The organism is Aggregatilinea sp. (assembly GCF_036822615.1).
In the GTDB taxonomy this organism is placed as follows: Bacteria; Chloroflexota; Anaerolineae; order Aggregatilineales; family Aggregatilineaceae; genus Aggregatilinea.
Map to the genome: position 1 here is coordinate 117,968 of NZ_DAISHJ010000001.1, position 24,605 is coordinate 142,572.

Annotated in this window: 20 protein-coding genes; 8 read left to right on the forward strand and 12 right to left on the reverse strand. The window is 59.5% G+C overall.

Annotation, left to right across the window (positions count from 1 at the left end; translation table 11 throughout):
• Positions 1 to 60: 60 nt before the first annotated feature.
• Positions 61 to 762 carry a (d)CMP kinase gene (gene cmk / locus V7116_RS00505; protein ID WP_324389290.1) on the reverse strand — a complete coding sequence of 234 codons (702 nt, stop codon included), beginning with the start codon at positions 760 to 762 and terminating at the stop codon, positions 61 to 63.
• 179 nt (positions 763 to 941) lie between these two features.
• On the opposite strand from cmk, the gene V7116_RS00510 reads away from it, so the two are divergent.
• Entirely contained in the window at positions 942 to 3,734 is a 2,793-nt protein-coding gene (locus tag V7116_RS00510) for a PPC domain-containing protein (RefSeq protein WP_324389292.1), read from the forward strand.
• Between the two features lie 149 nt (positions 3,735 to 3,883).
• Complete coding sequence (locus V7116_RS00515) at positions 3,884 to 5,266, forward strand: PPC domain-containing protein (protein WP_324389294.1); 1,383 nt, start codon at positions 3,884 to 3,886, stop codon at positions 5,264 to 5,266.
• 86 nt (positions 5,267 to 5,352) lie between these two features.
• Here the strand turns inward: V7116_RS00515 and V7116_RS00520 are convergent, their stop codons facing one another.
• Both V7116_RS00520 and V7116_RS00525 read right to left on the reverse strand, forming a co-directional pair.
• Positions 5,353 to 5,661 carry a PspC domain-containing protein gene (locus V7116_RS00520; protein WP_324389296.1) on the reverse strand — a complete coding sequence of 103 codons (309 nt, stop codon included), beginning with the start codon at positions 5,659 to 5,661 and terminating at the stop codon, positions 5,353 to 5,355.
• Between the two features lie 102 nt (positions 5,662 to 5,763).
• Positions 5,764 to 6,381, reverse strand: coding sequence for an SRPBCC family protein (locus V7116_RS00525; protein ID WP_324389298.1), 618 nt, complete (start codon positions 6,379 to 6,381; stop codon positions 5,764 to 5,766).
• Positions 6,382 to 6,542: 161 nt separating this feature from the next.
• On the opposite strand from V7116_RS00525, the gene V7116_RS00530 reads away from it, so the two are divergent.
• Together V7116_RS00530 and V7116_RS00535 are read left to right on the forward strand one after the other, a co-directional pair.
• The gene (locus V7116_RS00530; protein WP_324389300.1) at positions 6,543 to 7,406 is read left to right on the forward strand and encodes a sulfurtransferase; all 864 of its coding nucleotides are present in this window, start codon (positions 6,543 to 6,545) and stop codon (positions 7,404 to 7,406) included.
• Positions 7,407 to 7,435: 29 nt separating this feature from the next.
• Entirely contained in the window at positions 7,436 to 7,882 is a 447-nt protein-coding gene (locus V7116_RS00535; RefSeq protein ID WP_324389302.1) for a SufE family protein, read from the forward strand.
• Between the two features lie 55 nt (positions 7,883 to 7,937).
• Here the strand turns inward: V7116_RS00535 and V7116_RS00540 are convergent, their stop codons facing one another.
• The 7 genes from V7116_RS00540 to V7116_RS00570 all read right to left on the reverse strand — a co-directional run bounded on the left by V7116_RS00540 (position 7,938) and on the right by V7116_RS00570 (position 17,344).
• The gene (locus V7116_RS00540; protein WP_324389304.1) at positions 7,938 to 9,095 is read right to left on the reverse strand and encodes a lipocalin-like domain-containing protein; all 1,158 of its coding nucleotides are present in this window, start codon (positions 9,093 to 9,095) and stop codon (positions 7,938 to 7,940) included.
• 8 nt (positions 9,096 to 9,103) lie between these two features.
• Positions 9,104 to 10,042: a DUF1028 domain-containing protein gene (locus V7116_RS00545; protein WP_324389306.1), complete on the reverse strand. Its 939-nt coding sequence runs from the start codon at positions 10,040 to 10,042 to the stop codon at positions 9,104 to 9,106.
• Between the two features lies 1 nt (position 10,043).
• On the reverse strand, positions 10,044 to 12,617 hold the full coding sequence (locus V7116_RS00550; RefSeq protein WP_324389308.1) for an FtsX-like permease family protein: 2,574 nt from the start codon (positions 12,615 to 12,617) through the stop codon (positions 10,044 to 10,046).
• An 11-nt stretch (positions 12,618 to 12,628) separates the two neighbouring features.
• Positions 12,629 to 13,366, reverse strand: coding sequence for an ABC transporter ATP-binding protein (locus V7116_RS00555; protein WP_324389310.1), 738 nt, complete (start codon positions 13,364 to 13,366; stop codon positions 12,629 to 12,631).
• Between the two features lie 224 nt (positions 13,367 to 13,590).
• Positions 13,591 to 14,478 (reverse strand): 30S ribosomal protein S1, encoded by an 888-nt coding sequence (locus V7116_RS00560; RefSeq protein WP_324389312.1) that lies wholly within the window; start codon positions 14,476 to 14,478, stop codon positions 13,591 to 13,593.
• 292 nt (positions 14,479 to 14,770) lie between these two features.
• Complete coding sequence (locus tag V7116_RS00565; protein WP_324389314.1) at positions 14,771 to 16,759, reverse strand: hypothetical protein; 1,989 nt, start codon at positions 16,757 to 16,759, stop codon at positions 14,771 to 14,773.
• Between the two features lie 33 nt (positions 16,760 to 16,792).
• Positions 16,793 to 17,344: a GNAT family N-acetyltransferase gene (locus tag V7116_RS00570; RefSeq protein WP_324389316.1), complete on the reverse strand. Its 552-nt coding sequence runs from the start codon at positions 17,342 to 17,344 to the stop codon at positions 16,793 to 16,795.
• 421 nt (positions 17,345 to 17,765) lie between these two features.
• Here V7116_RS00570 and V7116_RS00575 point away from each other — a divergent pair, with 421 nt between their 5' ends.
• The 4 genes from V7116_RS00575 to V7116_RS00590 all read left to right on the forward strand — a co-directional run bounded on the left by V7116_RS00575 (position 17,766) and on the right by V7116_RS00590 (position 22,714).
• Positions 17,766 to 19,055: an ABC transporter substrate-binding protein gene (locus V7116_RS00575; RefSeq protein WP_324389318.1), complete on the forward strand. Its 1,290-nt coding sequence runs from the start codon at positions 17,766 to 17,768 to the stop codon at positions 19,053 to 19,055.
• A gap of 114 nt (positions 19,056 to 19,169) precedes the next feature.
• Positions 19,170 to 20,084 carry a carbohydrate ABC transporter permease gene (locus tag V7116_RS00580; RefSeq protein ID WP_324389320.1) on the forward strand — a complete coding sequence of 305 codons (915 nt, stop codon included), beginning with the start codon at positions 19,170 to 19,172 and terminating at the stop codon, positions 20,082 to 20,084.
• On the forward strand, positions 20,081 to 21,295 hold the full coding sequence (locus V7116_RS00585; protein ID WP_324389322.1) for an ABC transporter permease subunit: 1,215 nt from the start codon (positions 20,081 to 20,083) through the stop codon (positions 21,293 to 21,295). Before V7116_RS00580 ends, V7116_RS00585 begins: the two co-directional genes overlap by 4 nt.
• Positions 21,296 to 21,520: 225 nt before the next feature.
• Positions 21,521 to 22,714 carry a hypothetical protein gene (locus V7116_RS00590; protein ID WP_324389324.1) on the forward strand — a complete coding sequence of 398 codons (1,194 nt, stop codon included), beginning with the start codon at positions 21,521 to 21,523 and terminating at the stop codon, positions 22,712 to 22,714.
• An 86-nt stretch (positions 22,715 to 22,800) separates the two neighbouring features.
• On the opposite strand, the gene greA is transcribed toward V7116_RS00590, so the two are convergent.
• Together greA and V7116_RS00600 are read right to left on the reverse strand one after the other, a co-directional pair.
• Positions 22,801 to 23,280, reverse strand: a complete 480-nt coding sequence (gene greA, locus V7116_RS00595) for a transcription elongation factor GreA (RefSeq protein WP_324389326.1) — start codon at positions 23,278 to 23,280, stop codon at positions 22,801 to 22,803.
• 42 nt (positions 23,281 to 23,322) lie between these two features.
• Complete coding sequence (locus V7116_RS00600; protein WP_324389328.1) at positions 23,323 to 24,480, reverse strand: deoxyguanosinetriphosphate triphosphohydrolase; 1,158 nt, start codon at positions 24,478 to 24,480, stop codon at positions 23,323 to 23,325.
• Positions 24,481 to 24,605: the final 125 nt, after the last annotated feature.

Consider the following 24,605-nt stretch of genomic DNA (forward strand, 5'->3'; position numbering starts at 1 on the left):
TCCTTGCGGTTGGACCGAAACGGCGGCGCGACTACCTATCCAGGGCAGAACACGCGGCATCTAAACAGCGTCGTGCGCACCGTTCCAATCACATACAATCCGGTAAGCGGCATCAACCGCTTCGTCCAGACTCAAATCGCTCGTATCCAGGTAAATGGCATCCGGCGCGCGCAGCAGGGGAGCGACATCGCGCCCGCTGTCGATCGTGTCGCGGTTATTGAGTCCCGCACGGATCTCGTCCAGATTGGCGGCCTGGCCGCTGGTAAGGCGCTGTTGGTAGCGGCGGCTCGCGCGCTGATCCAGGGACGCGTCCAGATACAGTTTGAGGTCGGCGTCTGGCAGCACCACCGTGCCGATATCCCGCCCGGCCATGATCACGCGGCCTCGCGCACCGATCGACCGCTGAAGGTCGAGCAGCGCCTGTCGCACCCCGGCCACCGCTGAAATGACGGATACACAGGCTTCGACTTCGGTCGAGCTTAGCAGAGGCGTGATATCCCGCTGTCCGGCCAGGATTGTATACTGGCGACCATCGTCCAGCAAGGGACCGGACAGATCGAGATCCGCGTTTTCCGCCAGGGCAGTCAGCCGGAGCGGATCGTCCAGGCTGATGGACTGTTCGAGCGCGAGCAGGGTTATGGCGCGGTAGAATGCGCCGGTATCGACAAATAAATAGCCGAGCCGCTGTGCCAGGGCAAACGAGATGGAACTTTTACCAGAGCCAGCCGGTCCGTCTACAGCAATGGTAGTAGGCAAAACCAAGGTGAATTGTCCTTCATTGGTTCGAAATCGAGAGCGCGAATCGAGACAACTATACCCTATTTCGTGGGCGCTGGTGAAGCCCGAAAACCACGTAATAGAAGCCGGGATGATGTTGCGACACACTGCTGGCTACCGTACAATGAAGGTGGATGCGTCCTTTCCGCAGGGAGATAGGGCTGATGCGGATTCAAAAAATCCTTTACCGTGGAATCGTCGTACTGGTGCTGCTGGTCGTGACCGCAAGTCCCGTATTCGCCGCGCCGTTCCGGCAGGGGCAGGAAGGCACCCCGCTCGTCTATGGGCAAACCGTTGAGGGTGCGCTGGCTGCGACGACGCCCAGCGCGTTTTATACGTTTGACGGCGCGCTGGGCGATGTGGTGACGGTCAGCATGGAAGCAACGGGCGGCGAGATCGATCCGTTCCTGGTTCTATATGACAGCAACCAGAATCTTCTGGCGACGGACGACAACAGCGGCGGCGGCGAGACTGCCCGCCTGATCTTCGTTATTCCCAGCGTGGGAAGCTATTTGATCCAGGCAACACACAGCGGCGGGGTGGTGTCTGAGGCAGGGGGAACCTTTACCTTAAGCCTGAGTGCGTCCACTAACGGGCAAAGTAGCCCGGAGATCGCAGCAAGCCCCACGCCGGATGCAGTTCCTGATGCGGGCGCGGTGACGGAAAGCCCAGCTGCCGATCCTGTGACCGAGGAAGCCCCTGTGGATGCGTCCGCCGATCTCCCCGCCGAACAGGGCGACAGCACACGCCTGATCGAAGTAAGCTCGGGCGACTCGATTCACGATACGCTCGACCGCCAAACCGCTTTCCGGCTGTACTGGTTCGAGGGGCACGTCGATGGAACGCTGGATATCACGCCCGAAGCGACATCCTCGGACTTTCAGCCTTTGCTGGTGCTGTATAACAGCAGCTTTAGCGAACTTCAACGCGGGCCGTTAGCCAGTGGTATGGCGGCGACGCTGTCCGCGGATGATCTGTATTTCCTGGCGGTGTCGCTGCCCGATACGCGCAGCGCGGGCGGCACGTATGGCTTCACGTTCAACCTGACCGGGCTTTTTGCCCTGGGGCGCGACGCGCAAATGATCGACTACAACCAGCCGCAGGAGGGCAACATTGATGCGGCGGTCCCGGCGGCGGCGTACCGCTTCCAGGGCAGCGCGGGCGAAACCGTGACGGTTACGATGTCGCGCACGGGCGGTGACCTCAACAGCTACCTGTATCTGCTGAACGGCGAAGGCGATGTCCTCAACGAAGATAACGACAGCGGCGGCCAGAACGGCGACGCACAGGTAACTTATCCCCTGCCTGCCGACGGCGATTATGTTGTCGTGGCGACGCGTGTGGGGCAGGAGAGCGGCACAACTTCCGGCAGTTACGATCTGGTGTTGACTTCGGATCGCGTTTCTGCGCCACCGCCCACGGAGGCGTCTGCCCCGGTGCTGCCATCGGATTATGTAGACCTGCCGCAAATCGGCATGGGCGAGACCGTCGAGGGCGAGCTGGACAACACCACGTATATGGATGTGTACGTGTTCCTCGGCGATCAGGGTGATATGATCACGGTGGATATGGAAAGTGGAAATCCCGACGATCCGAATGGCCTCGATCCGATGGTGGTCCTGCTGGATGACGCGCGAATTCCACTGGCCGAACACGATGATATTGTCGAGGGCGAAAACCGGAACTCACATCTCGTGTTCACGCTGCCGCGCACAGGCTACTACGCGATCGTTGCCACGCGTTTCGATCAGGCTGACGGCACGTCCGAAGGACCGTACACGCTGACGTTGAGCAGCGGTAGTGTCGATGTCCCGGAAGAAGATGAACCGGATGCGACACAGCCTGAAATCCCAGTAGAAGTGACGACGCTCGATGCGCTGGCGACCGCTAATCTGGAGCCGAACACGCCGATCCAGTCAACGTTCAACGGGGTGACCGCGCTCTACTCGTTCGTCGGAGAAGGCGGCTCGTTAGTGGACCTCGCGGTGACGACGGATGAGGACCTGGACTCGATCATCATTCTGGCGGATGCCGATCTGGACGAGGTGTTGTCGAGCGGAACCGGCGCGCTCACCGGCGTCTCTTTGCTGGAAGATGGCGAGTATCTGGTCATTCTCGCGCCGCGTTTCGGCCCTGTGGAACAGCCCGGCGGTGGTTATATCATCGCGCTGACACAATCCACGGGCGAGGTTGTGCCAGAAGCTCCGACCGGTACGGATACGGCCACTGACACAGGCTCGAACGTGTTAAGCTACGGCCAGACGGTGTCGGGCGCGATCGATGACGAGACGGTGAGTCAGGTGTATACCTTCAGCGGCTCGGCCAATGATCCCGTGCGCATCACCATGCGGGCCGGGGAAGAGTCGGCGCTGGACTGTTACCTGGAGCTTCAGGACGCAGCCGGAAACGTGATCGACGCCAATGATGACATCGATCCCGGCGTCATCCGCGACTCGCGGATCAACACCAAACTGCCCGCGGATGGGACATACACGATCATCGCGTCGCGCTACGTGGGGCCGGATGCCGAGCCCACGTCGGGCGATTACCAGCTTACGCTTGAGATGGGCGTGGCGGAAGACATCGCCAGCGCTGGGGCCTCGCAGACCGGGGATGTCGTGCCACTGGCTTACGGCGACAACACGGTTAGCGAAATCAACGATGATCAGTATCTGCTGTTTTATGTGTTCGACGGCGCGGCGAACGACATTGTGACCGTGACGCTTGAAAACCTGAGCGGAAACCTGGATTCGGTCATGTTCCTGTACCAATCCACGGACGCGGGTTGGGTCGAGCTGACGCATAACGACGATAGTCCACTGGGGGGCACATATGAAGCCCTGTTGAGCGATGTGACGCTGCCCGCAGACGGCAAGTATCTGATCGCAGTGACGCGCTACGGGATGGAGAGCGAGCACACGACCGGAACGTTTAGCATCACGTTGACGAAGCAGTGAGGCCAGTGACAAGGCGAGGATTCCCGGTGGTTGGGATAAAGTGGATTAAGCGATTTGGGCGACAAGCGCTGGCCGTCTGGCTGGCGCTCTGTTTGTGCCTGCCAGTTTTCGGCACGATTCGCGCGAGCGGACTTCAGCAGGACGGAACGTTGCCCTTTGGCGAACCTGTGAGCGGGGTGCTGGGTGAAGACACGTTCCGGCGGGTGTATACGTTCCGCGCGAATGCTGGCGATCAGATTACGTTGGACATGACCCGCGTCTCAGGTGACCTCGATCCGTACCTGCTGCTGATGGACGCTGCCGGTGGGGTGCTGGCGTCTAGCGATGACAGCGGGAGCGGCACGGACGCCCGCATTGCCGGATGGCGCGCGCCCGCTCAGGATCTGTATTTTGTCGTCGTGACGCGGTTTGGGCAGTCGCATGGCAGCACGAGCGGCACGTATTCGCTGCTGCTGACGCACGCCGAAGTGCAAACGAGCAGCGGAACGTCGCTGACGTTGGGGCAAACGACGCTTGGCAGAATCAGTGCACAGAGTCCGGTGGCATTCTACTTTTTGCGCGTCGAACGGGGTCAGGTGCTTGACCTATCTATGCGGCGCACGTCCGGCGACCTCGATCCACACCTGGATCTCGCCACATCGAATGGGCGTATCATCGCCTCGAACGACGACGATCCACTGGCGCAGGGGACGCTCGACGCCGCGATCCGCAGTTATACCGTTCTGGAAAATGGCATATACGTGCTCGTTGCAACGCGCTTCGGGCGTGAAGCGGGCAACACGGAAGGCAGTTATATCCTGTCAGTGACGCAAGCTGCGCCTGAGTCGCTGGGAGACACTGCCGAGCGCGCGCGGCTGATCGATTATGGGCAGGTGGCCCAGGGCACGATTGACGAGACGGTCGTGGGCCGCTACTACTGGTTCGATGCCAAGCGCGGCGATGTCGTGACCATCAGCCAGGAGACGGACGAAGGAAACCTCGATCCGTTTGTGCGGCTTCTGGATGCTAACCTTGAGGAGCTGGCAACGAACGATAACAGCGGCACGCGCGGGCTGGCACAGATTCTGGCTTATACACTGCCGGATGCCGGGAGGTACTACATTTTTGCGACCCGGGCGGGCGAAGAAGCGGGTCAAACGACCGGCAGCTATACGCTGACGCTGGAAGGGCGGCTGGGTGTTATCGGCGGACGCGCACTGGAACTGCCCTATGGCGGCTCCGCGACCGGCCAGATCGATCCCGATCATCTGTCCGAAGAGTACGTGTTCTTCGGACAGGAAGGCGATATTATTACGGTCACGATGGAGCGCACATCCGGCGACCTGGACGCGTTGTTGACTATTCAGGACAGCGCGCGCAAACAGCTAGGCTTCGATGACGACAGCGCCGGGAACCAGAACGCGCAGCTAGACCGTTTTGTGCTCCCGCGTGATGACATGTACATCGTCGTCGCGTCGCGCTACGATGGGGCCGCTGGTACGACGTCAGGGACGTATCTCTTAAGCCTGGACCTCGTTCGCGCCGGGCGTTAGAGCGTGTCGTGGGTAAAAACAGAAAAAAGCCGGGATCCGTTCTGCGGATGTCCCGGCTTTTTACGTCTGGTGCGGCAGGTGTGGCGCTAGATATCGAATTCGGGCTTTGCCGGTGCGTCTTCTTCGTCTGGCACGGGAATGGTCGAATTGACCACGACATCATCCGGAATGACGACTGCTTCATTCTTGGCCTTACGCGGCTCTGCCGAACCCTCCGGCACGATCAGCATCAGGACGATGTAGATGATGAACCCGGGACCACCCAGCAGGGTCAGCGCGACAAACACCAGCCGAACGAGAGTCGGATCAACGTCCAAATATTCGGCGATGCCACCGCAGACGCCGGCAAACATGCGTTCTTCACGTGAGCGATACAGCCGCTTTTGAGTATTCACAGTGTTCTCTCCGTTAGTGCCACGATTGTCTACACACTATTACGTCAGGGGCAGCGAAGAGGTTGCGGTGCGACTCGTAACCAAGTCGTAAATATGAGGCACTCAGGACATTGAACGCTCGCTGAGCGCTTTCAGACGTGCCAACTGCTGGTGCATGCCCAACGCGTAAACGGGTTCCATCAGCAAGCTGTAGATCTGGCGCATCAGTCCAAACGCATATTCTCGCTGGCGCATGATCAACCACGTACCGCCGTGTTCACGCGGCTTGAGCACATAGAGACTGGTGGTATCCACGGTAGCGATCCAGCGGTTGACGCTGAATGCGCCAAACAGCAGCACATTACTTGGCTCCGCCTGGATTACGTGGAACCCACCATCCATTGACATTCCTGCTTCGGGGGAGGGCATGTCTCGCCGCACGAAGCCCATGCTGGGGACTCCGTGGTTAACCAGCCAATCGCAGACGTAATAACCGGAGCGCTCACGGCCCATCTGGGCCAGCCAGGGCCAGATGGCGTCCGCCGGAGCGTCGATGCCGATGGCCTGTGTGAGCTGCAAATTGGGCTGCGTGATGACTTCATCGCCGGGCAGGGGATGCTCGGCCACACTGGGATGTGTGTGCCACTTCAACAACTGCGGGCGGAGAAAAACATAATATGCCGCTGCGGCTCCGGCGGCGGCCAGGATCTGACGGCCTGACGGTTGGGATTTTTTAGCCACGGCAGTTACCCCATTCAACGTGAAAAAGGCGCGTGACTTTATATATACCCTTTCGATTTGGGCTTGGCAAGACGCGCATTCGGAATTTTTAAGATAATTGTCTATAATATTCGATCGTATATGACGTGATAAATTGCCCTGTGCATGCGAGGGAGTAAGCGATGACCAGCATTTCCGAACGGGGCTACGCACACCCCGATGTTCTCGTGCCTACGGATTGGGTTGCCAATCATTTGAACGATCCCGGCATCCGGATTATCGAATCGAACGAAGATCCGCTGTTGTATACTTCCGGCCACATTCCTGGGGCGGTTGAAGTGGACTGGACCACCGATCTGAACGATCCGCTGCGGCGGGAGTATCTGGATAAATCGGGATTCGAGAGCCTGATGTCGCGGATTGGTGCGACGCCCGATACCACGCTGGTGTTTTACGGCGATAAAAACAACTGGTGGGCGGCTTACGCATTTTGGGTGTTCCAACTTTTCGGCCACACCAATGCCAGGATTATGGACGGGGGCCGCAAAAAGTGGGAGGCCGAAAATCGCCCGATGACGCGCGAAAAGCCGCAGTACCAGACAACGCAGTATCGAGCACCCGAACGCAACGATGACGTTAATCGCGCGTTCCGCGATCAGGTGCTGGCGCACGTCAAAGCGAAACAACCGCTGGTGGATGTGCGCAGCCCGGCGGAATACAGCGGCGAGCGTCTGCATATGGCCGACTATCCGAATGAAGGCGCGCTGCGGGGCGGGCATATTCCCGGCGCAGCTAATATCCCGTGGGGCAGAGCCGTCAATCAGGAGGACGGGACGTTCAAGTCCGCGGATGATCTGCGCGAGGTTTACCAAAACGAAGCACACCTTAGCCCGGACGACGACATCATCACCTACTGCCGCATCGGTGAGCGCAGCAGCCATACATGGTTTGTGCTCAAGTATCTGCTTGGTTACGATCGCGTGCGCAACTATGATGGCAGTTGGACGGAGTGGGGTAATCTGGTTGGCGTGCCCATCGAGCGCTAAGCCGGGATGGGGAGCAGGATTACGGCATAATGAGTGAATATCCCGAAAAACTCAAGGACGTATTGGACGACTTCGGCTTTGTGACGGATCGCAGCGAGCGCGCAGAGTTGTTGATGGACTATGCCAGCCGGTTCGAGCCGGTCCCGGCGCGGATCGCTGAATCGCCATATCCAGAGGACCACCGCGTGCCCTTCTGCGAGTCTGAGGCGTACGTGTGGTCGGAGCCGGAAGCCGACGGCGCGCTGAAGTACTTTTTCGCCGTCGAAAATCCGCAGGGCCTATCAGCGATGGCGATGGCGGTGATCCTCGACGAAACGCTGAGCGGCGCACCGATTGAGAAGGTCGCCCAGGTGTCTCAGGATATCGTGCTGCAAATTTTCGGGCGAGAGATCTCGATGGGCAAGGGGCAGGGGCTGATGGGTATGGTCAGCGTGGTTCAAGCAGAAGCGAAACGTCACCTGGCCGAACAAGACTGATATCAAGCTGCAATGACGCGGCGATCCTGCTTGACTGGATCGCCGCGTTTTGCATTTAAAACCGTCCTTGCATCGGCGCGGTATAGCCAGTTAGCTCCGCATACCCGTAGCCGGTTGCATCGCCGTCGATGCGCACCGCGCCTTCCCAGTAGCTGATGCCTTCGGTTAGCTCCTGGTCCGCCACCAGCGGCGTGACGCTGATATGCAGCGGCTGATCATCCCCGGTATCAACGCGGATATCCCACTCTGCGGGATAAACCGCTCCCGTGTGAGGGCTGGTCCAGGTTGCGGTCGAGCTGATGGTGAAAGCGGCGGCATCGAGCTTACGCGTGCTGCCATCGGGCAGAACCAGCAGACCGCTGAATGCCGGATCGGTGCTGCCGTCCTGAAGGCGGATCTGGCCAAGCATCAGTTCCCGGTCGTCGTCCAACTGAAGGCCGAACCAGTCCCACCCGATCACGTTCTGACCCAATGCACTGGTGCTGAACTCGTGGTCCGTCCACGTCGCGCCGCTGACCGTATAGGTTGTTTCTCCGATGCGGATTGTGCCCTGCGTGAGCAGGCGGGACAGCGAATAGTAGTAGCTTGCTTTGCCCGGCTCGGCGCTTTTGGGGCTGAGGCCGTCGTCACCTTGTAGAGCGGGCGGCTTCACCTGTTCCAGTGATAGAGCGAGACTCGCTTCGTCGGTGGCGGCGGTGATCCGCGTTTGCCGGGAGGCAGAGTCGAGCGCGATCACCTGCCAGTCATCCAGCCAGACGCGGTATACCGGATCGGTGGACGCGCCCGCCAGCGCGCCCCCGGCGCGGCTGAATCGCTGCGCCTGAATGAAACGCTGCGCTTCGACATCCGTGACGGTCAGGTGTGCCATGTAGACCTGATTCGAGCGCCACTCTGAGTCTGAGGTAGGGGCGTCGGGCGCGATCGCGCGCCGGAAAATCGTGAACTGGAAGCCGAAGCGACGGCCCGAGTCATCCGCGAGGTTGCCGGTGTAGTACCACCATTCCGTCTGAAACTCGGGGTGCGCGCCGTAGTCTGTCGGAAAATACCATTCGTACGGTGCATCCGCGCGTTTGAAACCGTCGATGCCAGTGTTGATGGCCGGGTAAAAGACCGCGTTGGCGCTTACCGCGCCACTCTGGCGGTTATCCAACAGCCCCCAGGCGAGCAGCCCGACGCTCAAGACCAGCACGGCGATAGGAACCAGCCGTCGCATCAATCCAACTATCCCTTCAGCGCGGCGATCAGGTCGTCCGCTGCGCCGTCACGTTCCAGCAGGCCGCAGACTTGCAGCCGCCGGATTAGGTCGATCCAGTGCTCGCGGCGCGGGTCGCTGGCAAGCATGGGGCCAAGGATTGCCACCGCGCCGGGAATATCGGCGGGCTTGTCGGCCAGATCCATACCTTGCCAAAACGCAAGTTCTTCCAGCTCTGGGGCGGCTTCACGCGCTTTGGCCCACTGCGCCAGGGCCTCGTCGCGCTTTTCCTCCGCCAGCGCGCGCGATCCCAACGAATCGATGCGCAGGGCGTAGCGCAGCCGGACCAGCCGCGCAAGCTCGTCCAGGGGGCGCTCGTGCTCGTCCACGCGCAGGTCGTAATCGGCGCTCCAGGCTGGCTCGCTGCGATCGCCGGAAACGACCTTGAGCGCCGCGGACTGCATGCCGCGAATGTCGCCGCCCTCGGCCTGGGCCGCGAAGAGGGCGGCCATCATACGCTGCGCGAGATTGCCTTCGGCCTGCTCGTAGGCGCGCGCCATCGCGTCTACAACAGTGGGATTGGTCATCATGTTCGCCTGGACGCTGTAGCCGTCGCCTGTGTGGTGGCCCGCTTCAGGAATACAACCGCTGCCCGTCCAGGCGGCGGCATGGCCTTCCCGATCGACTACGGCAAGCTGTCGGCGCTTTGCATCAGGGTCGGAGGCAACCAGAGCATCAACGACTCGCTGCGCCGGAACCCCTTGATCCAACAGCGCGAGGCCAAGCGGCCCGAAGCTGACGTTGGTCAGCGACTGCGTAGCGATCGCGCCGGTACCGGGAAGCAGCCACGGGACGGCGCTCCCGGCGCACATCTGGTGCGTCTGAACGGCGACTCCAAACTGTCCGGTTTCGGGATCGCGCGCGACGATGCTGTACGTGCTGTTCATCTGCGTGTGATGCCAGTCCATGTTATTCGCTCCGTAGTGCCTGTACCGCGGCCAGACGGCTCAGCCTCCAGGCAGGGTAGATACCCCCTGCCAGTGCTGCCGCCAGCGCGACCGCGAATGCCTGGATAAATTCTTGCGGCGTCAGGTTGAGAGTAATAGTCCACCCGAACGAGCGCACATTGATAACCTTGATCAAAATCAGCGCCAGTGCAAGTCCGGTAGGGGCAGCCAGGATGCCCGCCGTGCTGCCCATCAGGCCGGTCTGAATGAACGTAAAGACGCGCAGTTGGCGGGGCGTCATACCGTTGGCCCGCATGATCCCATACTGGCGCGTGTGTTCCAATTGGAGCGCCATCAGCGCGCTCAGAATGCCGATAAAGGCGACGATGATCGCCAGCAGGCGCAGCGCGATGGTGATCGCAAACGTGCGGTCGAAGATCTTCAGCACGTTGGCGCGCAAGGCGCGGTTGCTCTGGATTTGCAGCCCCTCCATGCCGGGAATCGTATCACGCACGTGTTCAATTATGGTTTCCGGCGCAACACCCGGTTCCAGCACCAAGCCGATGGCGGTTAACGACGAATCGTCGAAATACTGGGCGTATACAGCATGCGCCATCATGATCGCGCCCTGATCGGTGGTGTAGTCGTAGTAAACACCTCCGATGGTAAATGTTTCTGGCCCGCGATCGGTGAGCAGGGTGACCGTGTTACGATCGCGGCTGATATGCCGTCGGTATGCGAACGGCTCGCTGACCATCACGACGCCGCTTTCAAGGGCTTGCCAGTAATCTCCAGTCGGTGCATCGAGCCACGCGAAGCGCCGCTGGCCATGGGAAATGTCCATGCTGGGCACGATCAAATTCGCGGGCGGCAAATCGGGATAGTCGGGCGTGATCACCGTCAGGTCGTGCATGGTGGCAACCTGGGCTACGCCCTCGACATCCGCCAGCCGCGAGGCCAGCGCGGGATCGATTATGACCTCGATGCCCGCCGCGCCCTCCGACGGTGACGAAATGTAAACATCCGCGCCAAGCGTCGTGGCGAGCCAGTTGGTGACTGTCACACGGAAGCTGCGGATCATGACGCTCACGCCAACGATCACGCTGACGGCCAGCGTCAGGGCGGCGACCGCGAACGCGGTGCGGCTGAGCGAGCGCGCAACTGCGCGCGGGGCCATACGTCCCAAAACGCCGAAAAGTCGATCCGTAACCGGCCCGACGAGCGCCATGCCCGCGATCAACGTCAGCGGGGTGAGCAGGGCGCACCCTACCAGTACGAGGAACAGGGACGTGAAGCTGACCGTCAGGCTGCGGGTCTGGATTTGCAGCACGACCACCCCCGCCAGAATGAGCACGACGGCTCCGGCGGAGACGAACGGGAGCGCCTGTCGCGTGCGCTGCTCGACATCCGAGCGGCGCAAAACGCCGACCGGCGGCGTGCGAGTTGCCTCGTAAGAAGGGATGATCGCGGCGACGAAACTGGCAATCAGTCCAATCGCCACGCCGCGCAGCATCGTGCCCGGCTCGATGGCGACGCTCTGCACATCCACACGGAAGTAGAGATCGTTAATCGTTTGCGCGACCAGCCCCACAATGCTGCGACCCAACAAGATGCCCAGCCCCAGCCCCAGAATCGTGCCGACGATGCCCAGCGTCATCGCTTCGGCCAGGATCATGGTGAAGATCTGCCGCCGGGTTGTGCCCAGCGCGCGCAAGATTCCGATCGTAGAACGGCGCTGCACGACGCTGAACGTCACGGTGTTGTAGATCAGGAAGACGCCAACCAACAGGGCGAGCAAACTCAACGCGCGCAGATTGAGCGCGAACGCATCGATCATCTGGCTCAGCGCGCCGCTGTTTGCAGATGGCGTCGTCAGGCGAAGATCGGGCGGCAGAATCGCTTCGATGCGGCGCGTGTCGTAGCCGTCCGGCAGAATCAGGTCGATGCGCGTCAGCAGGCCGGGCTGCCCGGCGATCTCCTGCGCAGTGGCGATATCGGCCAGAACCAGATCGCTCAGCGCCTGCTGCGAAAGCTCATCGTCGGGCTGGATCAGTCCCACGATCGTCACGTCCACGCGGGACTGCGTTGGCGTTTGCAGGGTGAGGGTATCGCCGGGAGCGAGGCCAAACTCGTCCGCCAATGCCTGCGCGATAAAGACGCGGTTCGGCTCGGCAATGAAGCTGTACAGCGCTGAGGCCTGCGCCGGATCGATGGTCCACGTGCCCGCCGGAAGATAATCACGGAAGGGCGCTTCGGCCAGCGGATCGACGCCCAGCAGCCGCAGCGTACGCCCGTTAACCGACAGACCGCGCACGGTGGATTCGATTACTGGAGCGCTGGTTTGCAGCCCGAGATCGATGCGGATCTGGCGGTAGATGTTGCTTGGCACACCGCTCGTCCCGACGATCTGGTGCGTGGTGCGGCCCGTGATGCTGGTCACGCTGAGCTTGAAGGCGCGCAGGGAGGAAGCGTTCGCAAGATCGATGGCGACGCCAACGGCAACGCCCAACGCAATGCCGATGATAAAGAGCAGGCTCTGGAACAGCCGCCGGTCAATGTGCCGTTGTGTCAGACGCAGCAGGATAGGTGTAATCACGGTACGGCGCTCTACTGGTTCTCAGGGTGAACAGAGCGGGGCGATTCAACCACGGGAACGAGCCTTCCGTCCTGAATGCGGTATACCCGGTCGGCCAGTGGCACGATTTCCGGGTTGTGAGTCGCCATCAACAGCGTCCGCCCAGATTGGCGGGTCAATTCCAGCAGCAGGGTCAGCACACGGCTGCCCGTGTCTTCATCTAAATTCCCGGTTGGCTCGTCGGCCAGAACCAGGGCGGGCTGGTGAATGAGCGCGCGGGCGATAGCGATGCGCTGCTGTTCACCGCCGCTCAGCTTGTCGGGAAAGTCATTCGCCCGGTCGGCCAGTCCCACACGCTCCAACAAGACGCGCGCCTGCTGTTCGGCGCGCTTACGCGAGTCCCCGCGTAATTCCAGCGGCAGCGTGACGTTTTCGAGTACGGTCAGGGTAGGGATCAGGTTGAAGAACTGGAACACGATCCCGATGCGGTCACGCCGGAACACCGTGCGCTGGTACTCATTCAGCCCTGTGATATCCGTGCCATCGATATTCACGGCGCCGCTGGTCGGTTGATCGAGCCCGCTAATGAGATTGAGCAGGGTGCTTTTTCCGCTGCCACTGACGCCGAGCAAAATCACAAAATCGCCCTCATGAATGTCCAGGCTCACGCGATCGAGGATTGCGCAGTCTTCACAGCCAGGTGTGTAGCTTTTGCTCAAGTCGCGGATTTCCACGATGACGGGGGAGGGGGCGCCGTTTGTTTTTGCCATGCCGTGTTATTCCTGAGGGTTGTGAACCGGACGCGTGATAGATTTCTCAATTGGAAATCTGATTATAACAAGCCATGCTAAGTTAAAGTGCGGCACGGCATGTGCATTTGATGAGAAATGCAAACGGAGAGAACAGCCGAAACGTAAACAAAGACCCTAACAACGATTTTGCCAGAGTCTTTGAGTGAAACGTATTGAGTTAGTATTCGACGCTGCCAGACCGATCAGCGGCGCAGGCTCAGCCCCAGGCGGCGCGCACGTCCGTCGATATTGAGCACGCGTGCGCGGACTGTTTCGCCCTCGTGAACCACGTTGCGCGGGTGGAGGAAGTGGCCTTCGGCCAGCTCTGAGACGTGGATCAGCCCCTCAAGCCCTTCTTCGATGCACACGAACGCGCCGAAATCGACTACGTTGGTTACTTTGCCCTCGATGATCTGCCCGACGGCGTAGCGCTGTTCCACGGTTTTCCACGGATCGGGGCGCAGGCGCTTGAGGCTCAGCGCGACGCGGCCCTGGTCCTGATCGACGCTCAGCACGTAGACCTGGATCGTTTGCCCGCGCGTAAGCACGTCGCGCGGATGCCCGACACGGCCCCAGCTCAACTCGCTGATGTGGATCAGACCTTCCAGCCCGCCGAGATCGACAAATACGCCGAAGTCACACAAATTTGTGACCTGTCCGGAGCAAATGTCCTGCTCGCGGATGGTGTTGAGCACGCTGGCGCGCGTCCCCGGTTGAACCTGGGCGGCGCGCTCGGAGAGGATCAGGCGGTTTTGGTCCTGCTCAAGCTCGATGACACGCAGCTTCAGCATCTGCCCGATCCGCGCCGCAAGATGATCGCGGCGCTCGCGCAGATCAGCCAGTACCGGGAAATCGACCAGTTGGCTGGCCGGAATGAATCCCCGCAGGCTGTTCCACTCGACCAGCAGTCCCCCTCGATTGTGGCCGATCACACGCAATTCTACTGTCGTATCCGAATCGAATACTTGTTGAACCTGCTCCCAGTCGGCCTGGGAGCCGTTCAGCGATCCATAGGCCGGAATCGCGTCTTCAAAATCATAACCATCCCAAAACTCATCTTTCTTGCGAGACGTCCCCCCCTCAGCTGCCACTTCCCCCTCATGTAGCAGCGCTTCCCAATAGCCTTCGTCAGGCGGAAGGGGCTGAGAAGAACCATACTGTCTAAGCTCTGTGGTCATGTCCACCTTCCTCAGCCTCAATCTATCACGTTGCACTCGTAACCCGGGATACCCAACAATACGAAGATGCAAATAGAAACTGGGTTATTATAGAAATGCTAAAATTCCTTGTCAAACCGGCTCCGCCACGCGGAACATTTCCCCGCAGTTTTGGGCCGTTCGATGCCATACGCTCGGCAAAAGGCTGCGGACTTGAGGCAGCCGGTCACCGGCTCTGCTCGGTTTCGGGCGGCTCGCCATCTCGTTCCAGGGCGCGGCGCTCCATTTCGACCACCTGATGCGCGACCTCCTCGATCGCAATGCGCTGCTTCCGGTACAGGTCGGATTCGCTCATCGCCAGCCGCAGGGCTACATCGCGCACCTTGCGGCCTTGCAAAAAACGCATCTCAAGAATGTTGTAGAGAATCCACTCAGTTGTCGTCAGGCTGCGCTGGCCTTCCGGCTTGAGATTTTCGATCGCGCGGGCCAACACGGCACGCAGCGCCCGCACGGGGTTCGAATCTTCAAGTTCTTCCATCTCGTGCCAGACGATGTTCAGACCGAGTAGCTCACTGTCTGTCAGCTTGGGACCGCCCCAGTAATCCCGCAGAGCGTCTTTGACCCAGTCGGAGAATTCTGGATCGCTGGTGAGATCTCCCACCGCTGCTGTTGGGATTTGAGCGACATGTCCATACCGCGAAATGCCGCGCCACTGGTGCATAGCATCCATTTGGGATGCCAGCCCTTCCAGGACCAGGAATATTTCCGATTGGAGTTGTACATCCTGTAATACTTGCGCGGACTGGTGGGCCAATCCTTCGAGCATTGCCCACTCATCAGAGAGAAAATCCGGGGCTGCTGCGCGTGCCCACAGCCCTAGAATGCCGATTAACTCCGGTTCCGCATCGTGGCTGGGCATTTGAGCCGCACGCAGCGGAATCAGCCAGTAGGAATGCCACACGAACACGCCATCCACACGGCGGAGATTGCCATCAATCGCATTGTCGCTCGAACCGTTCTGGGCGATCAGTATCGACAATTCAGAACCGGTCAAAGCTTCAGGGGAGGGTAACAGCGACCCCACAACCTGCACAAGCTGGGCTTGTCCGCCCTGGACGCGTGCGACAAAGGCGGTGGGGACGCGCAGACTGTCACACAGCGCCGCCAGGATCGATTCGAGAAGTTGGGTAGCATCCGCCTGGGTGAGCAGACGATCGCCAAGCTGCTGAATCCACTGCGCGCGCTGCTGATCACTGGTGTAAATCAGCCAGCGCTGCAAAACAGGCAGGACGAGCGTGATCGACCACTGCAAAAACAACAGGGTCGTCACCGCCACGAAGGGCATGGCCGAATCGCCATCGACTCCCAGAAAATTCGTCACCCGCGGCACGAACAGAATCATGACGAGCACCGCCGCGCCTGTCACCGGTCCGCGCAGTACGAATTCCAGCAATTGAACCTTGATCACGCGATCTGGTCGTTCCGATCCGAAAAACGACAGCGGGTAGGCCATGAAGACCAGCATCAGCAGGATCAGCAGGTTGGCGAGATTGAGCATGATCAGCAGCGTCGTGGTGCTGGCCCGCTCAAGCTCTCCGAACAAAACCGTAAACGGAAACAGCCCGTAGATGGGCGACAGGAATACAGAGAGCAGGTAGGTCATGCGCCGCCGGGTATAGCGTGTGAGACAGCGGCGGCGCGCGCGAATCACGTTGATCATTGAGACGGTCGCTATGGTAACGAGGTAGGCCATATAGACCGGGAAGGCGGACTCTGCGACCATACGCGGCATCACTGCCGTTTCGGGGCCGGTGATCAGAACGTCGGTGAAAATTGCCAACAGGGCGAAGGTAGCCCCGATGATGTACGAGATCCGGACGACCAGCCGCCGTCGACCGCGCGAGGGACGGCCAGTCGTCGCCAGCAGCGCATCGGACAGGTGAAAGAGGGCGGCTGGAACGATAGAGATCCCGATCCACTGGAAGCGCAGCCATACGTCGAGGTAGCGCTGGCCGGGATCGAGCGACACGAACACGTCGCCCAGATAGGTGAGCGTGACGCATAACAACACGATAGAGGACGCGCGCGTGACGTGGCTCTGGCTGTGCCGAGACAGGTTATAGAGCAGAATCGAAACCGTAAAGATCACCACCGTAGCGGTGAGTGTCTCGTTGAGGAGCTCAAGAGAAGCCAGCAGCGTATCAGAGGCGATCATGATATCCGCATAACCCGACCGACAGCAGCGGTGCTAGAGCCGCTTGCTGAAAAACAGGGCAATATCCTGATTGGCATAGTAGTGATCGTTGAAACCGCAGAAGGTGAATCCTTTGGAGAGCGCGAAGCTAATTCCTGGGAAGTTCTTGGTCTGCGTTTCAATGGTCAGTGTCTGCAGGTGGTGCAGGGCAGCCCAGCGGGTCGCCTGCTCAAGTAGGGCGCTGCCGATGCGCCGTCTGCGAAGCGGCGCGCCGACCACCAGATCAACGATCCAGCCGCGATGGGCGGCATCCACCCGCATATTGACGTAGCCTAATATAACATTGTCTACTGCCGCAACCAGAAAACAATCGCGCTGACGCCAGGCTTCCAGCAGGGTGGCCGGGTCTTTGGGGTAGTTCGCACGGACTGTGCGCGGCAAGCGCACGGTCCGGAAGCGCACGAGCGTCTCGTCCGCCTCTTGCCGGACATCCATTTGCCATACGAAGTCCGTGTCGCTGGTATGGTCGAGCTTGGAGCACAGGATCAGCTCGTCGTTTCCCCGAAGTTCGCGGACTATAAATTGGTTGACTGTGTTCGATTTCATAGCTCGAAATTGTACCTGATGGCGCAAAACGACGGCAATGCCAATAATTTACCATTGTGAAACGTTAAACCTCGAAATAATCATCCAAATCGATTTGATTTTTGGCGTTTTCTGTACTAGCATAAGCTAGTAAGGGTTCAACAAGCTAAACCACAGTATAAGCTCGTGTTCTTTAGCTGGCCGCAGTGGCGCAATTTGGTCGCGCCGTAAGTATGCGGCAGCAGCCCGATAGAGAAAACAGACTTGGCAGTTTACGATAACTCTGCTTATATTCGATTAATAGCAAATCTCCCACGTCAATCAAGGCGTTCCTCATGTGTGGGCTTCCACTTCTTCAAAGGAGGTGATGGTCGTTAGAAGCGCCCCCACAAATTCCTGGAATGTGTGGTTCTCAAAAGAATTCTACTCAGGAGGATTTTCAATGCTAAAGCGTTCTCTGGTACTGGTCTTAATGCTGGCTCTGGCGGCAGCTGTCGTCGGCCCGGTAAGCATCAGTCGCGCCCAAGACGATATTGAATGTTTTGACAGCAACGGGTCATCCGTATCGGTCATCAGCGTTTGGGCTGGTGAAGAAGAAGAGACTTTCAAGCAGGTACTGTCGCCCGTTCTTGAAGCATGCGACCTAACTCTCAACCACGAGGGTACGCGCGATCTGCCGACCGTACTCTCGACCCGCGTGGATGGCGGCGAGCCGCCGGATATCGCTTCGATGCCGAACGTGGGCGCCCTTCAGCAGTATGCGGATCAGCTCGTTCCGCTGGCCGATGTGAACGTTAACGCCGACAACTACAACCAGAGCTGGCAGGATCTTGGCTCGGTGGATGGCACGTGGTACGGCCTGCCGATCAAGACGGACATCAAGTCGCTGGTGTGGTATAGCCCGCTGTCGTTCGAACTCGAAGGCTACGAAGTTCCGACGACCTGGGAAGACTTCACGGCGCTGCTCGATACGATGGCCGGAACCGATACTCCGCCGCTTGCGATGGGTTTCGAGAGTGGTGGCGCGACCGGCTGGACTGGTACGGACTTCGTGCAGGACATCCTGCTGCGTACGCAGAGCGCTGAGTACGTCCGTGGGCTGGATACCGGCGATACGAGTTGGACCGATCAGGGCGTGGTCGATGCCTGGACCATGTACGTGGACTGGGTAAACAAGTATGCGGCAGGCGGCTCGGAAGGCACGCTGACCACCAGCTTCAACGATGCGATCCTTCAGCCGTTCCAGGATCCGTCCGAGGCGTGGATGGTGAAGCAGTCCGGCTTTGCTGGCACCGCGACCATTCAGCCCGCTTTCCCGGACTTCCAGTATGGTGAAGACTTCGCGTTCTTCGTGCTGCCGGGTATCGGCGGCGATCCGGCCCCGATGCAGGTGGGCGCGGACTTTATCGCTGTGTTCAATAACACCCCGGCGGTTCAGGCCATCATGGCTTACCTGACCAGCGCGCCAGGTGCGACGGCATGGGCGGCCAGCGGCTTCGACCTGACCCCGAACTCGGCGGTCGACATCTCGGCTTACGAGAACCCGATCTCGGCGGACAAGGCGCAGGCGCTGTTGGATGCGCCGGAAGTCGTGTTCGACGTGGGCGACCTGCTGCCGGGTGGCGCGGGCCAGGCCGAGTTCGATGCGATCACGGCTGCTGTTGGCGGCGCGGACGTTGCGGAGCAACTGGCGACCATCCAGCAGGCTTTCGACGAGGCCTCAGGCGGATAGTCGACATGCGAGATAGCAGTCACTCGCTGATGTACTAACCTGTGACCTGCCCTAGGGGAGGCGTTCCTAAGAGCGCCTCCTCTTGCGTTCTTTGGGGGACGAAGGAGAGAGCTGATGAGCAGCACTACGCCCATGATCATGCGGCAAGGACGCGCAGTGCCGTGGTTATATGTGGGCCCGGCATTGATCATTATGGCAATTTTTGTGGTTTATCCTACGCTGCGCACCACTTATTTGAGCTTCCGAAACGACTCTGACTCGGGCTGGGCGTCATCGACCTGTCCAGACTCAGAGTCATCCTGTGCGGGCATTTTTGAAAATTATCGCCGCGCGTTTTCGAGCGATTCGGGCCGGACGGCGCTGGGCAATACGGCGCTGTGGCTGGTCGTCATGGTCCCCGGCACGGTGATCTTGGGGCTGCTGCTGGCGGTGCTGACTGACAGAGTGCCGTACGAGTCTCTGGCGAAATCGATCATATTTTTACCAATGGCGATTTCGTTCGTGGGCGCAAGTATCATCTGGCGCTTCGTTTACGACCCCAATCCCAGAATAGGTTTGTTGAATGCGATTCTTAAATTGTTTGGCGCAGACTCGAAGGCATGGCTGGCAACTTCGCCCCCGGGTAATACGTTCCTGCTGATCGTCATCGGCATCTGGGTCTGGACGGGCTTCACGATGACCATTCTGGCCGCCGCGCTGAGGAGCATTCCCGAAGAGATTCTCGAAGCGGCGCGCGTCGATGGCGCGAATGAGTTCCAGGTGTTCTTCCGCATTATGCTGCCGCAGCTTCTTCCCACGATCGCCGTGGTGCTCACCACCATGACCATCAATACCCTGAAGATCTTCGATATCGTCTGGGTGCTGAAAGGGATCGATACGGACGTCATTGCGACTCGCATGGTGTCGGAACTGTACCTCTATAACAACGACGGTCTGGCGGCGGCCTACGCCGTCATCCTGATCTTGTTGATCATTCCGGTGATGATCCTGAACATTCGCCGCTTTAATGCTGAGGAGGCTGCACGATGAGCAAGCAAATGCGCGATCGCATCGTGTTGGTTCTCAACCGGATTCCGGTGAATGTCGCGGTCATCGGCCTGTGCATGATCTGGCTCATCCCAACATTGGGCCTTTTTGTGACTTCGTTCCGCCCGCAGGAAGCCGTCACCAAATCTGGGTGGTGGACCGCGCTTTCCAGTACAGAGGCTGATTCGACAGCTTACGATCAGTCTTGCGCAGGCTGTCACGGAGCCGACCTGAAGGGCGTCGACGGCGTCGATCTGAGCGATTCGGCGCTGATTACCGATCAGTTCAAGGGCAACGCGCGCCGCGTCCAGTTGATCTTCCGGGGTGAACTGGAAAACGGCGATCCGCATGTGCCTGAAGATATGGAGCCCTCCGATCCGGCTCAAGCTGCGACGGAGATTCTCGCGTATCTGGAAGCGCAAACTGGCGCCGGTACTGAGCGGTTTACGTTGAATAACTATGAAGACGTACTCGTTGGCTACGATGCGCGCGGCGGCACATATGAAGAGGCGTGCGATACTGAGGGGCCGACCGGTACACGCAGCTGCGAGTTCTGGAAAGACGCCACACGCCAGGGCGCGATCTTCCGGGGTGTGTTGAACAGCTTTGCAGTAAGTATCCCCGCCACGCTGCTGCCGATCCTGTTTGCCGGGTTCGCGGCGTATGCCTTCGCATGGCTCGATTTCAGCGGGCGCAAGGTCTTGTTCACGATCCTGGTTGGACTTCAGATCGTGCCGCTTCAGATGACCCTCGTGCCGATCTTCCGGCTCTACGCGCAGCTTGGATTGAATGGGTCGTTCCTGGGTGTATGGTTGTTCCATACCGGATTCGGCTTGCCCTATGCGATCTACCTGATGCGTAACTTCATCGCAACGCTTCCGCGTGACCTGTTCGAATCGGCGTATCTGGATGGGGCAGGGCACTTCCAGGTCTTCCGTAAGATCGTGCTGCCACTGGCGCTGCCCGCTATCGCGGCGCTGGGCATCTTCCAGTTCCTGTGGGTGTGGAACGATCTGCTCGTCGCGCTGATCTTCCTGGGCAACAAAGCGCCCGTCCTGACCTACCAGTTGAGCCAGCTCGTAGACTCGTTGGGCGGCGGGTGGCACCGTATGACGGCGGCGGCGTTCATCAGCATGGCCGTGCCGGTCATCGTGTTCCTGGCCTTCCAGCGCTTCTTCGTGCGCGGGCTGCTGGCCGGTTCCGTGAAGGGTTAATTCGCCCGGCAGATCTTTTGCAGTTCATTAAGCCTCCTGTGGGTCCGCACAGCCCGGCGCTGGGGAAGTACAGGAGGCTTTCTTGTATCTAGAACCGGCAATTGGTGTTGAGATCGTTAACGTACGATTTGTCTTGCATTTTGTGTTCATGTAAAATGCGTGGAGTGTTGTGCGGTCGGTTGTGCTACCATGCCATGTGGCAGCTTAATAAGAAAGGCTGGGCCTATGGGACGCCTCGTACCACAGTTCAAGATCATGGCTAAACCTGTACTGAGTTCGTTAGCGCCGTCGCTCTTCCGGCTGGGACTCGTGCTGCTGGGCGTGATCATCGGCTTGCTGTGGGCTTACCAGGGCGCGCCGATCAAGTTTTATGACGCGGAACCGGTTCATCTGGCCGATGGCTATAAAGACCAGTGGATTAAGATGACCGCGGTCGAACTGGCCTCTACCGGTGATACTGCCGAGGCTGCGCGTAAGATCGTGTCTGCTGGCGTTACGCCGGGCATGATCGAGACTCTAATTCAGGAGAATCAGGCTGATGCGCAGCTAGCCGGACAGCTCGGTACGCTGCTGCAAGTCGCCAACGAAAACGCGGCTGCGGCGGCTGAACAAGCGAAGGTTATCGAGCACAGCACTGCCGGAAATCTGCTCAGTCCGCTGCTGTGCCTGGGCGGAGTCGCGCTTATCGGGATCGTTTTGGCCTTCATCATGACCTTCTACTGGGCCGTGCCGGTTGGAAAATGGGCCAAGCCCAAGACGGGCCAACCCGCGCGTAGGCCCGCCGCTGGGACCGGCGGCAGCGCTGGCGCACCTGCGGCCAACATGCCAACGGGACCGGTTACTACGAACGCGGAACGTATAGCCGTGAAGCGCGCCGCATCTGAGCAGAAGACCGACTTTGCGGCGGTCGGTGAAGCTGCACCCGTCGTGCAGCACGTATCTACATACGTGTTGGGTGACGATCTCTACGATGACTCCTTCAGCGTTGAGACGCCGAGCGGTGAGTTCCTGGGCGAATGTGGCTCCGGTATCTCCGAGACGATTGGCGTTGGCGAGCCGAAGAAGGTTACCGCAACCGAAGTCTGGTTGTTCGACAAGAACGACATCCGCACCGTGACCAAAGTGCTGATGAGCCAGCACGCCTACAACGATCAGGCGCTGCGCACCAAGCTTGCGCCGAAGGGCGAAGCTGTTCTGATCGAGCCGGGCACGATTACGTCGCTGGAAACGCAGACACTGCGGGTCCAGATTCGTATCGTCGATATGCAGTACGGGCAGGGTGCGCTTCCCGCGAACAGCTTCTTCGAGCGTCTTACGGTCGAGATCGCGGCATGGCAGAAGGAAGGTGGGGCTGGCGGCTCGACGCCCAATAATCCGGCCTCGGCATTCGGTGATACCGCGGAACTGCTGAACTACTAACGCCGCGCAGCATTTCAATGCAAAAACAGGGGTACGAGCTGCTCGTACCCCTGTTTCGTTTGGTTGTATGCTGGCTGAGAACGGCGTCAGCGTGTGATCTTTTTGATCGTCACGATGCGCTCCCCGGCGGGTATGGCAACGTGGACCTTCTGCCCCTTACGGCGTCCGAGCAGGGCGCTGCCGATCGGGCTTTCGTTCGAGATTTTGCCGTTGCGCGGATCGGCTTCTGCCGCACCGACGATGCGGTACGTCTCAGGCTCATCTTCGTCTTCGCCCAGAATGGTGACTTCGCAGCCCACAGTGACTTCCTGCGGGGTGTTGTTGTTATTGCCATCGTCGATGATCGTTGCACTGCGGAGCAGTTTTTCCAGGTACAGAATACGTCCTTCTAGGAACGCCTGCTGCTCTTTCGCGTCGATATAGTCTGCATTTTCGGACAGGTCGCCCTGTGCGATGGCTTCTTTAAGCTGCTGGGCGAGGCGCGGACGCTTCACCTTGAGCAGATCTTCTAACTCGCGGCGGAGTTCCGCCGCGCCCTCAGCCGTCAGGTACTGATTTTCCTCCATACGATTACCTTTGATTTCTATAAGAGATACAAGAATAGGGTTTTACGGGCGCTGGAACGGATCGAACAACCGCCGCCATTCTTCGAGCGCGAAGCGATCCGTCATGCCCGCGATGTAATCGCAAATTCCACGCGGCAGCCCGCGATGCTCGATCGCTTGCTGCACAGTGGGCGGCAGTTGGTTGGATTCGGCGGTATAGGTTTCGAACAACTGCGTTACGACGCGTTCCGCCTTGACTGCCATCCGCACGACACGATAGTGGCGGTAGAGGCAGTCATAGAGGAATGTTTGCAGCTCGTGGTTCATGGCTTCGAGATGGTCCGAATGCACCACGACATTATAGGGCAGCCGCTGCAAATCCTCCGGGCTGGTGAGATCCAGACCCTCTAGTTTCGCGCCGGTTGCTTCGATGACATCGTTGATTTCGATGCCGATCATGCGGCGGATGATCTGGTGCCGGATCTGCTCGGTAAAGTGCCGACCGTCCCAACCGATGCTGTCCTTCAGCATCTGCCAGATAGCCAGATCGTCAAGCTGTTCCGGTTCGATCAGGCCGGAGCGCAGCCCGTCGTCCAGGTCGTGCGCGTTATAGGCCAGCTCATCGGACATGTTGGCGATTTGAGCTTCGATGCCGCCGCGTTTATCGGCGTCAAAGCCCTGCGACTGGCTGTCGCTCACATCGTACTTGGTTTCGTGTTTGACGATGCCCTCGCGCACTTCGTACGTAAGGTTGAGACCCGGCCAACCGGGATACCGCTGTTCCAGCTTGGTCACGATGCGGAAGGACTGCTTGTTGTGGTCGAAACCGCCGTTATCCGCCATGAGCTTGTTCAGGATCGCTTCGCCGGAGTGCCCAAACGGAGGATGGCCCAGGTCGTGACTCAGGCAGATCGCTTCGGCCAGATCTTCGTTGGCGCACAGGGCGCGGGCAAGACTGCGTCCGACCTGCGACACTTCGAGCGTGTGGGTCAGCCGTGTGCGGTAGTAGTCGCCTTCGTAGTTGATGAAGACCTGTGTCTTGTACTCCAGCCGCCGGAACGCAGTCGTATGCAGGATACGATCCCGATCACGCTGAAATGCCGTGCGGTATTCCTGCTCGGTTTCAGGGTACTCGCGTCCCCGGCTTGCACCACTTTTCATGGCATAGGGTGCAAGAGAACGCGCTTCGATGTCTTCGTATCGCTGGCGTGTGTTTATCATTATAGGTATCGCGCACAGGCTAATAAAAGGATAACGACTACTATAGCAGTAATCTGGGAGAAACCCAAATCGATGCTGTAACGATGCCGGAAGCGATCATGTCAGTCTGCTGTTCGTCGAAGCGG